Below are 15,281 nucleotides of genomic sequence, written 5' to 3' on the forward strand. Positions count from 1 at the left end.
GGCACCGCGGGGCTGCTGAACTTCGTCCGCAGCGTCAATCCCATGGACCCGTACAACCTCACGCACCCGGCCGAGTACGCCACGTCCCTCAACAGTCTGGCCGCCGGGCTGGTCGTTGCCGCCAACGACCCCGTCGGCACCGGCAAGCAGATGGTCAGCGACTTCATGAAGGATCCCGCCGAGGGCTTCGGCCGGCTGATTCCCGACCTGGCGCTGACCGCCGCCACCGGCGGAGGCGGCGCCGCGGTGAAGGGCATCCGCATCGCCGAGGAAGCCGCCGACGCCGCCCGGCTGCGCAAGCTGATCGACGACACCCCCGACGGCACCCACAACACCCCGGACGGCGACCGCAAGCAGGGCGGCGACCCGGTGGACCTCGCCACCGGCCGGATGTACCTGCCCCAGACCGATCTCGAACTCCCCGGCATCCTGCCGCTGGTCTTCACCCGCCGCACCGAGTCCGGCTGTACGGTCGGCCGCTTCCTGGGACCCGCCTGGACGTCCACCGTCGACGAACGTCTGCAGGTCGACGCCATCGGCGTCCTCCACATCACCGCGGAAGGGCTCCTGGTCGCGTACCCGCATCCGGTCCCCGGCGCGCCCACCCGGCCGGAATCGGGCAGGGCCCGCACTCTGCTGGCCCGCGACACCGACGGCGACTACACGGTCACCGACCTCGACAGCGGCCTCACCTTCCGCTTCACCGCCCCGCCCGGCAGCGAACCGGGAGGCGACGGCACGGCCTGGCTGTCGGACATCACCGAACGCAACGGCCACACCATCACCATCGACCGCGCCGAGGACGGCCTGCCACTGGCCCTCACCCACTCAGCGGGCCACCAGGTGAAACTGTCGACCGCCGACGGCCTGATCAGCGCCCTGGCCCTGACCAGCACGGGCAAGGGCGGCGGAGGCAGCGGGGGCGGCGCCGGCGCGGATCTGCCCCTGATGAGCTACGGCTACCAGGATGACAACCTCACCACCGTCACCAAGCCGTCCGGCGCCACCACCACCTTCGTCTACGACGACCGCCGCCGCGTCATCGCCTGGATCGACTCCAACGCAAGCCGCTACGACTACGTCTACGACGACCGTGACCGGGTCGTGGCGGAGGGCGGCGAGGCCGGCCACGTCCAGATCGCCCTCGCCTACACCGAACCCGACCCCGAGACCGGCCACCGCACCACCACGCTCACCACCGCCGACGGACACGCGACCCGCCACCTGTTCGGCCCCGGCTGCCGTCTCCTGGCCGTCACCGACCCGCTCGGCCACACCACCCGGTTCACCTACGACCCGCGCGGCAACACGCTCACCCGCACCGACCCGCTGGGCCTCACCACCGCCTTCTCCTACGACGAGGACGACCGGCTCATATCCGCCACCCGCCCCGACGGAAGCGAACTGCGCACCGTGCGCGGCCCGTTCGGCCTGCCGGTGGAGGTGATCGGGCCGGACGGCACCCGCACGGTCCATGAGTTCGACGAACGCGGCAACCGCACGGCGGTAACCGACCCGGGCGGCACCACCACGCGCTACACCTACGACCACACCGGCCGGCTCACCTCGCTCACCGATGCCCTCGGGGCCACGACACGTGTGGTGTGCGACGCGGCGGGGCTGCCCGTGGAGGTGACCGACCCGGCGGGCGCTCTCACCCGAACGGAGCGGGACGCCCTCGGCCGCCCGGTCCGCGTCACCGATCCGGTGGGCGGCGTCACCCGCTACGACTGGGACGCGGACGGGCAGCTCGCCCGCCGCACCGGCCCCGACGGCGCCACCGAGTCGTGGACCTACGACGGCGAGGGCAACCGGCTCACCCACACCGACGCGTCCGGTGGCATCTCCCGCTTCGAATACACCCACTGCGACCTGCCGCTCTCCCGCACCCAACCCGACGGCGCCCGCTACGAGTTCGAGCACGACGCCGAGCTACGCCTCACCCGCGTCATCAACCCGCAAGGGCTGACCTGGACCTACGCGTACGACGCCGCAGGTGACGTCGCCTCCGAGACCGACTTCGACGGCCGAACCCTCACCTACCGGGTGGACGCCGCGGGTCGGCTCGCCGCCCGCACCGACGCGCTCGGCGGAACCATCTCCTTCGAGCGTGACCAGCTCGGCCAGGTGGTCCGCAAGGACGTCGACGGCCACGTGACGACCTACGTCCACGACAGGGCCGGGCGCCTGGTGGAGGCAGCCGGACCGGACAGTGAACTGCGCTACCAGTACGACCGCCGCGGACTCACGAAGGCGGAACTGGTCGACGGCCGCCCCACCCTGTACGCGTACGACGTCCTGGGCCGCCGTACGCGCCGCACCACGCCCACCGGTCACGTCACCTCCTACGCCTACGGCGCCGACGACCAACTGGAGCGCCTGACCAGCGGCGATCACCGGATCGACTTCACGCACGACACCGCCGGCCGGGAGGTCACCCGCGTCTTCGGCGACACGATCACCATGACCTCCGCCTGGGACGAGGCCGGACGGCTCACCGGACAGCACATCACCGCCGGAACCCGCGACGTCAACAGCCGCGCGTACACCTACCGTGCCGACGGTCACCTGATCTCCCTCGCCGACCGGCGGTCAGGCACCCGCACCTTCGATCTCGACCAGTCGGGCCGCGTCACCGCCGTCCACGCCCAGGGATGGACGGAGCGGTACGCCTACGACGACGCAGGCAACCAGACCTCGGCATCCTGGCCGTCCCGCCACCCCGGTAGCGAGGCCACCGGACCACGCGCCTACACCGGCACCACCCTCACCCGCGCCGGAGACGTCCGCTTCGAGTACGACGCCCTCGGCCGGGTCGTCCTGCGGCAGAAGACCCGCCTCTCCCGCAAGCCGGACACCTGGCGCTACACGTGGGACACGGAGAATCGCCTAACCTCCGTGACCACCCCGGACGGGACCCGGTGGAGGTACCGCTACGACCCGCTCGGCCGCCGCACCGCGAAACAGCGTCTGGCGGCCGACGGCGAGAACGTGGTCGAGGAGACCCGCTTCACCTGGGACGGCCTGGCCCTGTGCGAACAGACGACCGACGGACCGGACCAGCCGAACACGGTCGCCCTGACCTGGAACCACCGTGATGTCGTCCCCCTGGCCCAGACCGAACGCATCCTCACGGCCGACGACCGCCAGGAAGAGATCGACCGGCGCTTCTTCGCCATCGCCACCGACCTCATCGGCACCCCCACCGAACTCATCGACGAGACGGGCGACATCGCCTGGCGCTCCCGGGCCACCCTGTGGGGCACCACCGCCTGGTCCCGGGACGCCGGCGCCTACACCCCTCTCCGCTTCCCGGGCCAGTACTACGACCCCGAGACCGGCCTCCACTACAACTACTTCCGCCACTACGACCCCGAGACCGGCCGCTACACCTCGCCCGACCCCCTCGGCCTGGCTCCCGCCCCGAACCCCGTCGCGTACGTGGACAACCCGAACAGCGGGTGCGACCCACTGGGCCTCATGCCCAAGTACACGAAGGAGGAGCGGGACCAGAAGCGAATCAACAAGATCGTGGACGGCATCGTCGACAGGGCGAACAACGCGGAGTTCAAGAAGCGTTTCGACTACCACGGGGACACCCGACACGGCTTCAGTGACGAACGGGTCATTGAGATCCTGAAGAACCCGGACGCCGTGTACCACTCGACGGGCCAGGCAGGAAAATTCACCTTCAGACAGGGCGAGGACATCGTCGTGGTCGACGGCCCCGGCAACACCCAGGGCCAGGCCATCACGGCGTATGGGCCGTCGGGCGTCAAGGGCGACTCCGGGGTGACGGCGCTCGGCGGCAAACCCACGGACCCCGGTGGGCCGGTGACCCACGAGGACATCGTGAACGGCAGGATTCCCGCCAAGGACGGCGGCTTCCAGCCTCCGGCAGGACAGATCAGATGAGGCAGTGATGACGACGAAGCTGAAGTTCGACGGCAGCTGGTGCGCGACCGTGACGGACGAACCGCTCGACCTCGTTCCCCGGCTTCTGGGTACCTTCTTGATCGTTTCCCCCTACGCGGACAGAGTGGAACGGGAGAGATTCCTCGCGGACACGTTCGGCAGCCAGGACTGGCTGTGGGACGCTCCTGACGTTTTCCGCTTCGACCCGAGCGGCCGACAGATGGTCGGGGCTGAATTCCGAATGCCGGAAGAGTCCGCCTCAGCCGAGGACTCGGCCCGGCTTCCCGTCGTGCCTGCAGCCCGCCCCGGGGGGCTCCGCGCGGACGAGGTCAAGGACTTCCGGCATGAGATGTGCACGGTGCTGTGCCGCGCCCCCGGCGATACCGTGCTGACCTCTCTGCGCGACCTCGCTGTCCTCGACGAGCCGCTGGATGCCCGCATCGGCATCGCCCCCGACGTGGCGCTCCTCATCCAGCACGACACCGTCGTCGGCTGGAGTCTGACCGACCCGGTCATGTACTTGACCCCTGGGCTCGCCGCCCCTGACCCCGACCCGCCCTCGCCCGCCACCCGCCGCCTGCTCACCGAGTGCCTGGACCTGGTCACCACACCGCTGGTCGACGACCTGGTGGACGGCGAACCGGCCGCCCTGGCCCGCCTCCAGGCGGCCGACGAAGCCCTCCGCAACCAGCGCGAGGACCGGCACCGGGCCGACGCGCTGCTCGACCTGATCGCCACTTACGTGGAGGACTACGCAACGTGATGGTGAACCGGCCGGCAGTGGACGGTCCGTACGGTGACAAGCGATGAGACTCGTCCTCGACAACAACTGGACCGCGACGGTGACGAGCCATCCGCTGCGTCACACCCCGCGCTTCGACTTCCGGGACTTCCGGGTGCGCGTCGCGGAGTACGCGAACGTCGAGGAACGCGGCCGGTTCCTGCTGGACACCTTCGGCAGTGAGCCGTGGCTGTGGGACATCCCCGACGAGCTCCGGTTCAACCGGGCCGGCCGGGAACTGGTCGGCGCCGAATTCCAGGTCGCCAGTGAGGCCGCCGATCCAGAGGACTCCGCCCGTCTTTCCGCCGTCCCCGCCGTCCGCCCGGGCGGACTTCGCGCGGACGAAGTCCAGGACTTCCGCCTGGAGGTGGCCACAGAACTCTGCCGCGCCCCCGGGGACACCGCCCTGACCTGCCTGCGCGACCTCGACGTCCTCGACGAGCCGCTGGAGGCCCGCGTCGGCATCGCCCCCGACGTGACACTCCTCGTCCAGCACAACACCATCGTCGGCTGGAGCCTCACCGATCCCGCGCAATACCTGACCACCGCGTACGCCGCCCCCGACCCCGCCCCGCCGTCACCTGCCACCCGTCGGCTGCTCACCGAGTGCCTGGACCTGCTCACCATGCCGCTGGTCGACGACCTGGTGGACGGCGAACCGGCCGCCCTGGCCCGCCTCCAGGCGGCCGACGAAGCCCTGCGCAACCAACAGGAGGACCGGCACCGGGCCGACGCCCTGCTCGACCTCATCGCCACCATGGTCGACGACTACGGAAACTGGTGACCGAGTTCGACACGGGGCGTTTCCCTGCCGTGAGGGCGCTGGGGATGAGGCGGCATCCATCATGAGACCCGCCCTCGACGGCGACTGGGCCACGACGGTGACGGGTGATCCGCTGCGCATCGCCCCGCGCTTCGGCTTCCCGGGTGAGTCCGCTGAGTCCGCGCCCGCCGGAGACTGCGCCCGCTTTCTCCCCGCACCCCCCGTCCATCCGGTCGGCCTTCACGCGGACGGCGACATCGTGGTTCGCTGAGCGGACCGGCGAGCGACAGGCCATCCCCCGCATCAGCACACTGTCCCCGGTCACTGACGGCCCCGGCGGGGCCCTTCAGGACACCCGCCGCCTCACCGGGGGCAGACAACAAGGGGGAACCATGCAACAACGATCGCATCCGGCACGTCGACGGATCCTGGAGAGGACGGCCGCCGGGCTGCGGAAGCGGGCCGGCCGGTGGGCGCGGGCTCCCAGGGCCGCGGTGCTCGTGGGGGCGGCGCTGCTGGCAACCACCTTCGCCGCGACACCCGCCTACGCGGACGACCCGGGGCTGAACTGCGCGGCCACCGCGACCGGCTCGATCTCGGTCTCGCCGTCACCGCTGGTGTTCGGGCAGAACGCCCAGGTGCAGTGGAGCGCCAACGGCGTGAGCTGCTTCTCCGACAACGCGCTGCAGATCAGCGGGCCGGGCTTCAACCCGTCGACGGAGATCTTCCCGGTCGGCGGCGGTTCCCGGTCGGTGTTCATCGGCTTCACCTCCACCGCCACCTGGAACGTGACCGTGCTCGACCTGTCGTCGGACACCGGGTTCTCCCGGCACCTGGCGTCCGTCACGGCCTCGGTCACCGGCGTCACCGTCGTACCGGATGTGGTGGGCGACACCCAGGCACAGGCCCGCCAGCACCTGGCGAGCGCGGGATACGTGCTCAGCGGTGTGACCAGCGTCGTCGACTGCGACAACGTCAACAGGGTGAGCGGGCAGCACCCCGGCGCGGGTACCCCTCTGGTGCAGGGGTCCCCGGTGTCGGTCACGATCGGCAGGAAGCCCGCGCCACCTCAGCAATGCCCATGACGGATCCGCTGTAGTACGGATCCGCTGTAGTACCGGCCTGCGCCGGGACCGTGGAACACGCGGTCCCGGCGCGGCCGTGTACGGGCCGCTGTTGCCCCTCCCCCGGTCTCTCCGCTCCACCGGCGCGGGGACGACAACCGATCGACAACATTTTGACCGAGGCCCGACTCTCACCATGGCGGTGTACGCGGCAGCCGACCACCGAACGCGCCGCTCACACGAGGGACTTGGGGGCTTGGGGGACGATGCGGGTGAACACCAGATCTTTAAGCGTGCTCAACGGCGGCAAGCGCGGTGCGGGCGGGTGCACCGACGGGCCGGCTCCTACCGCGACTCGCCCCTCGACGCATGCCGGGGGGCGCAGCGTACTGGAGGGAGCCTTCGAGTTGCTGGCCGCGGTGGAGCGCACCAGGGGGGCGGGGCTGACCCGGCTTTCGTCCGAGAGCGGACTGCCCAAGGCCACGACGTACCGGCTGCTGGAACAGCTGATCGGCCTGGGCGCGGTGGAACGGTTCGCGGACGGGTACCGGATCGGCTCACGGATGTTCCAGCTCGGGAACGGATGGCAGCCGCATCCGAAACTGCGTTCCACGGCCGCCGAGCCCGCCCGCCGCCTGGCAGGGGTCACGGGTGCGGCCGTAGGGATCGCGGTGCTGCGTCACGACCGGACGCTCCTGCTCCACTGGACACCCGGTGAGGCCGTGCCGTTCCCGGCTTCGCGGAACCAGTCGGCGTGGCCGTGGTACACCGCCGCCGGCAAAGTGCTCGCCGCGGCGCCGGAATACCGCTTCCCGCCGAGCGCGATGCCCGCCTCCTGGCGGCGGGAGGCACGGGCGATCCGGGAACGCGGTGTCGCGGTCGACCAGGGGATCCTGATGCCCGGAGTGTGCTGTGTGGCCGCCCCGTTGTACGCCGTGAGCAGTGCTCCGGTCGCCGCGCTGTTCGCCGCGACCGGCCCCGCCCACCGGCCGGAGCGGCTCGCCGATGTCGTCCGACGGACCAGCAGAGCGATCAGTGCGGGCCTCGGGGGCGGCGACCTCGGGCTGAGGCTCTGAGCGGCCGGGACGGAGCCGGGGGCGCGTGCTCCGGCGCGGCCTCCAGGGTGGTGTCCGGCGCGAGGGTAGTGCGGGTCAAGTGAGGGAACTTTAGAAGAAGTTGCCCCCCACAGGTCCCAGGAAGCACCATCCGTACTTCTGGCCCCTCACGCACCAAGGAGTCGCACATGCTGCGCGGCATCGACGTAAGCGCCTACCAGTCGTCCTCGTACAGCACCGAAGGTCTGTCCTTCGTCTTCGTCAAGGCCACGGAAGGCCGCACCTACGTCAACCCGAAACTCAGCGCGCAGGCGAAGCGGGCGAGGGACGCCGGCTGTGTGGTCGGCTTCTACCACTTCCTGTGGCCGGGCAACCTCACTGCCCAGGCCGAGTACTTCGTCAGCAAGGCCCCGGAGAAGGCGGGCGACATCCTCGCCGTGGACTGGGAGACGACGAGCGACGGCACCCACGCGAGCAACGCCGAGAAGGACCGCTTCATCCGCAAGGTGAAGGACCTCCGCCCGAACAACCGGGTCGTCCTGTACGCGAACAGGCACTACTGGCTGAACATCGACGACACCTCCTACGACGGTGACGGCCTCTGGATCGCCGACTACGTCACCGCGGGCAAGCCCCGCATCCAGGCCGACTGGCGCTTCCACCAGTACACCGACGACCCGCTGGACAAGAACGTCGCGGACTTCGCCAGCAAGGCGGCCCTGCGCGAATGGGCGACGCCGTAGGCTGCCCCACATGGGTGGGAGTGTCGCTGCGGTGAGCAGCAACGAGACGTATTCGTTCACCAAGCCGAACCGCGGGAGCGTCACGCTGCTCACCGGGCTCGGGGTGGCGGGGGACGTGCATGCCGGTGCGACTGTCAAGCACCGGTCCCGGATGCGGAAGGATCCCTCGCAGCCGAATCTGCGACAGGTGCACCTCATCCACGAGGAGCTGTTCGACGAGGTTCGGGAAGCGGGGTTCGAGGTCGCGGCCGGGGAGCTCGGGGAGAACGTCACCACCCGGGGCATCGATCTGCTGGCGCTGCCCACGGGGACCCTGCTGCGTCTCGGGGGCGAGGCCGTGGTGGAGTTCACCGGCCTGCGCAATCCCTGTGCGCAGATCGACACCTTCCGGCAAGGGCTGATGAAGCAGGTCGTGGGGCGGGACCAGGACGGAAAGGTCCGGGTCCGGTCCGGGATCATGAGCGTCGTCGTCGCGGGCGGGGTGGTGCGGCCCGGAGACCCCGTCGAGGTCGAACTGCCGGACGGGCCGCACCTGCCCCTGGAGATCGTCTGAGCGCCGGAGCGAAGGAAGCGCGGGAGCGACAGGCCTACGCGCTGAAGTCCGGTGTGCGCTCCGGTGACGCCTCGGCCAGGGCCTTCGTCACCGCCTCCACTCCCTCCTGCAGGCCGTAGACAGGAGTGCCGGGCTGCTGGCGCCAGGAGTCGTCGAGGCCGCCCGCGTCCACGGTGTCGAAGCCGAGTTCTTCGATGAGGGCGCGTACGACGTGCTTCGCGGTCGCGTCGTCGGCCGCCACCGGGAGGGCGATGCGGTCGGCGGCACCGGCCGGGCGGGGGCGGTCCAGGATGTCCTGGGCGTACGTGCCGTTGAATGCCTTGACGACGGTGTGGCCGAGGTGCCGGGCGGTCCAGCGGCTCTCCGTCAGGCCCTCGTCCTCGATCGCGGCGATCCTGCCGTCCCGCTGCTTCGGGTAGTAGTTGCCGGTGTCGATGACGGTCACTCCCTCCGCCGCCTGGTCCAGCACCCCGGACGGCAGGTCGGGGACCGCCTTCAGAGGGACCGTGACGACGACGATCTCGGCACCCCGGGCTGCCTCCTCGACGCGGACGGGGGTGGCACCGGTCTCTTCGGCCAGCGCGGTGAGCGTCTGCGGGCCGCGGGAGTTGGCGACGTACACGTCGTGTCCGAGTTCGGTGAGCCGGCGGGTGAGGTTGCCGCCGATGTTGCCTGCTCCGATGATGCCGATCTTCATGTCCGACTCGCCCTTCGGGGGAATGGATGGCTCCTGTGGGGAGTACCAACCTCAGGGCGTATCGGGTTGTTCCGGGCCGTACCCGAGTGGGCGAACAGGAAAAAAGGGGCGCCCCTGGTGAACCGCGAACCGGAGGGCGCCCCTGTGGCTCATGTCACCTGTTGACGTGAGCCCAGAACTCGTCGAACGAGAGCAGCTTGTCGCCGTTGAGGTCCTGGGCGGCGATGACGGCCTCGGCCACCGACTCGGTGACGTTCCAGTCCCCGCCCTGGGCCAGTGCCCTCTTGAACTCGGCGGCGGTGATGCGGCCGTCCCCGTCCACGTCGATACGCTCGAACGCCTTGCGTGCTTCCTCGATGTCCGCCACCGGACCCGCCCCTTCGTGGTGCTTCACTGACGAGGTCAGATTAACGTTCCGCCCCGGCACGCAGCGCAGCGACCACCCAGGCGAACTCCACGACAGCACCGACCCGGACCATCAGGCCGGGAACTTGCGCCCGGTAGGCGGGTACCCCGGGATCGGATCCTGTTCAGTGCCAGGGCTCGTAGTGCGGGTTGCTCTCGCAGTCGCTCATGATCTCGGTCTTGGTCTTCTTGTCGACCGGACAGACGCCGATGATGTACTGCCGCGCGATACCGCCAGGGAAGGCGACCTCGACCTGGTCGGCCCATTTGTGGGTGTCACCGATGGTCTTGTTGACGTCCACGCCGCCCGGGGCGTCGATGTAGTAGTTGTAGCCGCTCTTCCACCAGGTCTTGTAGAGGTCGTGGTCGTAGCTCGTGGAGACGTACGGCGAGGGCTGGTTGACCAGGACGTACTGCTCGATGTCGTACTGCCCGTTCACCACGTCCCTGGGGTGGAAGCCCTGCTCGAAGACGACCGAGGGGCCACGGCCGTCGCTGCGGTAGAGCGTGCCGCAGCCCGTGCGCCAGACGGGCTCGGGCGTGATGCGGTCGACGTCCACGCGGTGGTCCACGGCGGCGTGGACGGGGTCGGCGAACTGGGGACAGGCGGGTGCGGCGGCCTTCGCGGGGGAGGTCGTCGTGGTCTCGGCGGGGAGCGTCGCGGCGGACGTCGCGAAGACGGCCGAGAGGGACAGGACGACGGCAGCGGCCCGCCGCCGCAGGAGAGTTGTGATCATGGGAAGCACGATCTCGTCACGGCGGGAGCGGGCTGCGGATCTTCACTCGTTCGGCGGCGTGTCCGCCGACGGAGGTTGCCTCGGCGGTTTTTTCGCCCTCGGAAACCAGCACGAGGAAACCAGCACGCACGAGGGGCGCCCTCGCGAGGGAAACTAGCCGCGGTCCGCGACGCGCATCTCGAACCATGTCGTCTTGCCCCGCGGGAGGAGGTCGACGCCCCAGCGGTCGGAGAGTTTGTCGACGAGGAAGAGGCCACGGCCGCTGACGTCCATGTCCTGCACCGGCATCAGACAGGGAAGCCCGCGCGAGGGATCGCGGACCTCGACCCGGATCCAGCCCCGCCGACGCCGCATGCGGAGCCCGAAGACCCTGGCCCCGGTGTGCCGGACGGCGTTGCCCACGAGTTCCGAGACGAGTAACACGGCGTCCTCGGTCGTCTTCGGTGAGAGGTGCCACTGGCGGAGCACCACGACCTGGGTGAGACGGCGTGCGGTGGCGGCCGACTCCGGCCGGGACGGCAGCGGCACCTCCGCCTCGGTGGGGTTGCCGAACAGTTCCAGCGCTTTCAGCGCGCGTTCGTCCTCGACAGCAGGCGACCAGCGCGCCGCGGTCGCACTCCCGTGCCGCCGCGGCTGTTCGATACCTTCCAGCCCCGCCATGACCCCATCATGGCCGCCGAGGGACCCCTCCGGGGGCGTTCCGGAGGAATCCACCCGCTGGAGCGTGCTGTTCCGCGTGATTTGCTCAGCATATGCCACAGGCATCCCAGTGGCCTGAGCAAGCCACCTGAGCTGCGGGAACGGCCAGTTGGGGGCAATCGCCCGCCCTCCCCGACCCTTTCCCGACAAGGAACCCTTAAGGCTGCCTTAAGGGGTGAATAAACCGCCCCTTCGAGGGACACGGGTCCCCGTCGGAGGGACACGGGTCCCCGTCGGAGGACGTCAGAGGAACTTGGCCTTGCCGGGGCCTTCCTCGACGAAGCTGCGCATCCCGCGCTCCCGGTCCTCCGTCGCGAACAGACCGGCGAACCAGGTGCGTTCGATCGCGAGCCCGGTCTCGATGTCCGTCTCCAGACCCGCGTCGACCGACTCCTTGGCCGCGCGCAGCGCGAGCGCCGGTCCCAGAGCGAGTTTCGCGGCCCACGTGTGCGCCTCGGCGTACACGTCGGCGGCCGGTACGACCCGGTCCACCAGGCCGAGCGACAGGGCCTCGTCGGCCTTGACCATGCGGCCGGTGAAGATGAGGTCCTTCGCCCGGGACGGGCCGATGAGACGGGACAGGCGCTGGGTTCCGCCCGCGCCCGGGATCAGACCGAGGAGGATCTCCGGCTGGCCCAGCTTGGCGTTGTCCGCGGCGATCCTGAAGTCGGCGCACAGCGCCAGTTCGCAGCCCCCGCCCAGCGCGTAACCGGTGACCGCGGCGACAACCGGCTTGGGGATGCGGGTCACGGCGGTGAAGGAGTCCTGCAGGCCCCGGGAGCGTACGACCATCGCCGCATGGTCCATGGCCTGCATCTCCTTGATGTCCGCGCCCGCCGCGAACACCTTCTCGCCGCCGTAGAGGATCACCGCGCGCACGTCCTCGCGGCGCGTGGCCTCCTCGGCGAGTTCCCTGAGCCTGTCCTGCGTGGCGGCGTCCAGCGCGTTCATGGGCGGACGGTCGAGACGGATCGTGCCGACGCCTTCGGCGACTTCGAGATTGGCAGTCATGGGAGGAGGTTAACGGGGGCTAACGAGAACGGCCCGGTGTGCTCCGTCACAGAGGAGCACACCGGGCCGTACGGTCTCAGGGACAACCCTGAAGACAGGCCCTGAAGACAGGCCCTGAGGAAAGACCCCACGAGACCCTGAGGGAGGCCCTGAGGATCAGGCCGTCCACTTCTTCCACGACATGTTCCAGCCGTTGAGCCCGTTGTCCGGGTCGATGATCCGGTCGTTGGAGTTCTTGACCACCACCACGTCGCCGACGATCGACCGGTCGAAGAACCACGCGGCCGGGGCATCCCGGTCACCGCCGCCGCGCTGGTCGCGCAGGCCGATGCAGCCGTGGCTGGCGTTGTAGTTGCCGAAGGCGTCGCCGCCCCAGTAGTTGCCGTGGATGAAGGTGCCCGAGTTGCTCAGGCGCATCGCGTCCGGCACGTCCTTGATGTCGTACTCGCCGCCGTAGCCGACCGTCTCGCCGTTCATGCGGGTCACCCTGAGGCGCTCGCTGATGACCATCTGGCCGTTCCACGTCTCGTAACCGGCCTTGCCCGTCGTGACCGCGATGGTCTTGATGACCTTGCCGTCCCGTTTGACCGTCATCTTCTTCGTCTTGACGTCGACGGTGGAGACCTGGCTGCGGCCTATTCGGAACTTCACGGTCTTGGTCTGCTCACCGTAGACACCGGGCCGGCCCTCGACACCGTCGAGGTTCAGGGTGACGGTGACCTTCGTACCGGACTTCCAGTACTTCTCGGGGCGGAAGTCGAGGCGGTCGTTGCCGAACCAGTGCCCCTTGACGTCCACCGCGGGCTCGGTCTTGATGTCTATCGCCTTCTCGACGTCCTCGGGGTGGGTGATGCCCCGGGTGAAGCGCACCGAGAAGGGCATTCCGACGCCGACCTTGGAACCGTCCTCGGGCGTGAAGGTGCCGACGAAGGTGTTCTTCGGGGTCAGCGTGGTGAAGGCGGACTCCTCGGCGGCCTGCCGGCCGTCGGAGTCCTTGGCCACCGCGTGGACCTTGTACTTCGTGGAAGCGGCGAGGTGTCCGGCGGGCGTCCAGCTCGTGCCCCCGCCCGTTGTCTTCCCCTCGACCGGGTTGCCCTTGGTGTCCTCGACCTTGACCTCGGTGAGCTTGCCCTTGGCGGCTGTCACCTTCAGTGCGCCGCTGGTCTTCACGGCGCCGGCGCCGTCCTTGGGGGCTATGGTCACGACCGCCTGCGAGACCTTGGTGTCCCCCTGGCCCGAACCCTTGTCGTCGCCCCCGCCGGAGCCCGAGTCTCCTCCCCCGCCGCACGCGGCCACGAGAAGCAGCAACACCCCCAGCACAAGCGCCAGGGCCCCCTTGCCACTTCGTGTCCGCGCGCCAACCGACGCCCCCGATATCGGTCGCCCGTTCAAGTTCGTTCTCCCCTCGCACGGCCTGGTCAGGCCCGTACTACAGCGCATCTGACGCACGCATCGCGTTAATAAATCACACTGCCAGGAGAGATGGTCTCCCGGGAATGTCACCGTTCAGTCCCAACTCGTCGAGCAGGTGGCGCCGCCGGAGCCCTCCTTGTGCGTACCCCTATGTCGGTCTACTTCACCGCGGAGCCCGATTTCCACGCCTTCCAGGCCATGTTCCACCCGCCGAGACCGTTGTCGGGAGCGACCTGCTTGTCGTGGCTTCTGACGACCTCGACGACGTCACCGACGAGGCTGCGGTCGAAGAACCAGCCCGCCGGGGTCTCGGAACCGCCGCCCTTCACATCGCGCAGTCCCACGCAGCCGTGACTGACATTGGCCGTGCCGAACACGCCCTCAGCCCAGTAGTTGCCGTGCAGGAAGGTCCCGGAGGAGGTGAGGCGCATCGCGTGCGGGACGTCGGGGATGTCGTACTCGCCCTTGCCGTCGGACCGTTTGAAGCCGACGGTGGCCCCGTTCATCCGGGTCACCTCAAGCATCTCGGTGACCACCATCTTGCCGTTGTACGTCGTGTTCGTGGGGGCGCCGGCGGTGATCGGCACGGTGGACAGGAGCTCCCCGTCGCGGCGTACCTCCATGGTGTGGGCGGCCGCGTCGACGAGGCTGGTCTGGCTGCGGCCGACCGTGAAGGAGAAGCTCTTGTACTGCAGCCCGTACACGTCCGGGGCCGCCTCGACGTCCCGCAGCCGCAGGGCGACGGTGACCTTCGTGCCGGGCTTCCAGTAGGTCTCGGGGCGGAAGTCCAGGCGGTCCGCGCCGAACCAGTGCGGGGCGGTCTCCGTCTTCGGTACGGACGTCACGCGGATCGCGCGCTCGACCGCCGCCCGGTTCTCGATCTCCCGGTTGAACTCCAGCGACACGATCATGCCGGTGCCGACGGTCGAGCGGTTCTCCGGCGTGACGTATCCGATGAACCGCTCGTCGGGGACGTACGTCGTGAACGTCACGTGCCGGGCCACCCGCCTGCCGTGGCCGTCGAGCGCGACCGCGTCCACCGTGTACTTGGCGGCCAGCGCGAGCTTCGGGTCGTCGGGCCGCCAGGTCGCGCCGTCCTCGCCGACCCGGCCGTAGACCGGGGACTCCTGCGCGTCCTGGGACTTCACGACCTTCACGGACTCCAGGCGCCCGGCCGGCACCCGCACCTCCAGCCCGTCCTCGGGGCGTACGGCCTTGCTGCCGTTGTCCGGCGAGACACGGATCGCGGTCTCGGGCGAGCGGGGCTTGCCGAGCATCTCGTCCACCCCGTGCGAGGTGCATCCCGCGGCTCCGGCCAGCAGACCTGCCCATGTCAGTACGGCGGCCAGCGCGGCCCCTGCGCGCCACGCGCGCGTCTGTGCGTGCATCACGTGGGATCCAACGACCGAGCGGGCCCCGGGGAAGTGGGTGCGGCAAGTACGTGC

General features: G+C 69.7%; 15 protein-coding genes. 8 read left to right on the forward strand and 7 right to left on the reverse strand.

Going from position 1 to position 15,281, the window contains the following annotated elements; all coding sequences use genetic code 11:
• The 8 genes from AB0D14_RS39810 to AB0D14_RS39845 form a co-directional block, all read left to right on the forward strand.
• On the forward strand, positions 1–3,915 hold a 3,915-nt coding region (locus AB0D14_RS39810), incomplete at its 5' end, for an RHS repeat-associated core domain-containing protein (RefSeq protein WP_362788810.1).
• 7 nt (positions 3,916–3,922) lie between these two features.
• A complete protein-coding gene (locus AB0D14_RS39815) occupies positions 3,923–4,678 on the forward strand; it encodes a hypothetical protein (protein WP_362788813.1) in 756 nt (251 codons plus the stop codon).
• 43 nt (positions 4,679–4,721) lie between these two features.
• A complete protein-coding gene (locus AB0D14_RS39820; RefSeq protein WP_362788816.1) occupies positions 4,722–5,480 on the forward strand; it encodes a hypothetical protein in 759 nt (252 codons plus the stop codon).
• Positions 5,481–5,541: 61 nt separating this feature from the next.
• Entirely contained in the window at positions 5,542–5,730 is a 189-nt protein-coding gene (locus AB0D14_RS39825; protein ID WP_362788819.1) for a hypothetical protein, read from the forward strand.
• A gap of 121 nt (positions 5,731–5,851) precedes the next feature.
• Positions 5,852–6,544 carry a PASTA domain-containing protein gene (locus AB0D14_RS39830; RefSeq protein ID WP_362788822.1) on the forward strand — a complete coding sequence of 231 codons (693 nt, stop codon included), beginning with the start codon at positions 5,852–5,854 and terminating at the stop codon, positions 6,542–6,544.
• 245 nt (positions 6,545–6,789) lie between these two features.
• Positions 6,790–7,599: a helix-turn-helix domain-containing protein gene (locus AB0D14_RS39835; protein ID WP_362788825.1), complete on the forward strand. Its 810-nt coding sequence runs from the start codon at positions 6,790–6,792 to the stop codon at positions 7,597–7,599.
• A gap of 167 nt (positions 7,600–7,766) precedes the next feature.
• Positions 7,767–8,321, forward strand: coding sequence for a glycoside hydrolase family 25 protein (locus AB0D14_RS39840; RefSeq protein ID WP_362788827.1), 555 nt, complete (start codon positions 7,767–7,769; stop codon positions 8,319–8,321).
• Positions 8,322–8,331: 10 nt separating this feature from the next.
• On the forward strand, positions 8,332–8,874 hold the full coding sequence (locus tag AB0D14_RS39845) for an MOSC domain-containing protein (RefSeq protein ID WP_362788830.1): 543 nt from the start codon (positions 8,332–8,334) through the stop codon (positions 8,872–8,874).
• Between the two features lie 34 nt (positions 8,875–8,908).
• On the opposite strand, the gene AB0D14_RS39850 is transcribed toward AB0D14_RS39845, so the two are convergent.
• The 7 genes from AB0D14_RS39850 to AB0D14_RS39880 form a co-directional block, all read right to left on the reverse strand.
• Positions 8,909–9,595, reverse strand: a complete 687-nt coding sequence (locus tag AB0D14_RS39850; protein ID WP_362788890.1) for an NAD(P)-binding domain-containing protein — start codon at positions 9,593–9,595, stop codon at positions 8,909–8,911.
• 130 nt (positions 9,596–9,725) lie between these two features.
• A complete protein-coding gene (locus AB0D14_RS39855; RefSeq protein ID WP_362788832.1) occupies positions 9,726–9,938 on the reverse strand; it encodes an EF-hand domain-containing protein in 213 nt (70 codons plus the stop codon).
• Between the two features lie 163 nt (positions 9,939–10,101).
• Positions 10,102–10,713, reverse strand: a complete 612-nt coding sequence (locus tag AB0D14_RS39860) for an ADP-ribosyltransferase (protein ID WP_362788835.1) — start codon at positions 10,711–10,713, stop codon at positions 10,102–10,104.
• A 153-nt stretch (positions 10,714–10,866) separates the two neighbouring features.
• Entirely contained in the window at positions 10,867–11,373 is a 507-nt protein-coding gene (locus AB0D14_RS39865) for an ATP-binding protein (RefSeq protein WP_362788838.1), read from the reverse strand.
• Positions 11,374–11,655: 282 nt separating this feature from the next.
• Complete coding sequence (locus AB0D14_RS39870; protein ID WP_362788841.1) at positions 11,656–12,423, reverse strand: enoyl-CoA hydratase-related protein; 768 nt, start codon at positions 12,421–12,423, stop codon at positions 11,656–11,658.
• A 156-nt stretch (positions 12,424–12,579) separates the two neighbouring features.
• Entirely contained in the window at positions 12,580–13,815 is a 1,236-nt protein-coding gene (locus tag AB0D14_RS39875; protein WP_362788844.1) for an Ig-like domain-containing protein, read from the reverse strand.
• Between the two features lie 179 nt (positions 13,816–13,994).
• Positions 13,995–15,227, reverse strand: coding sequence for an Ig-like domain-containing protein (locus tag AB0D14_RS39880; RefSeq protein WP_362788847.1), 1,233 nt, complete (start codon positions 15,225–15,227; stop codon positions 13,995–13,997).
• Between the last annotated feature and the right edge of the window lie 54 nt (positions 15,228–15,281).

Source organism: Streptomyces sp. NPDC048484, assembly GCF_040651415.1.
Lineage (GTDB): Bacteria > Actinomycetota > Actinomycetes > Streptomycetales > Streptomycetaceae > Streptomyces.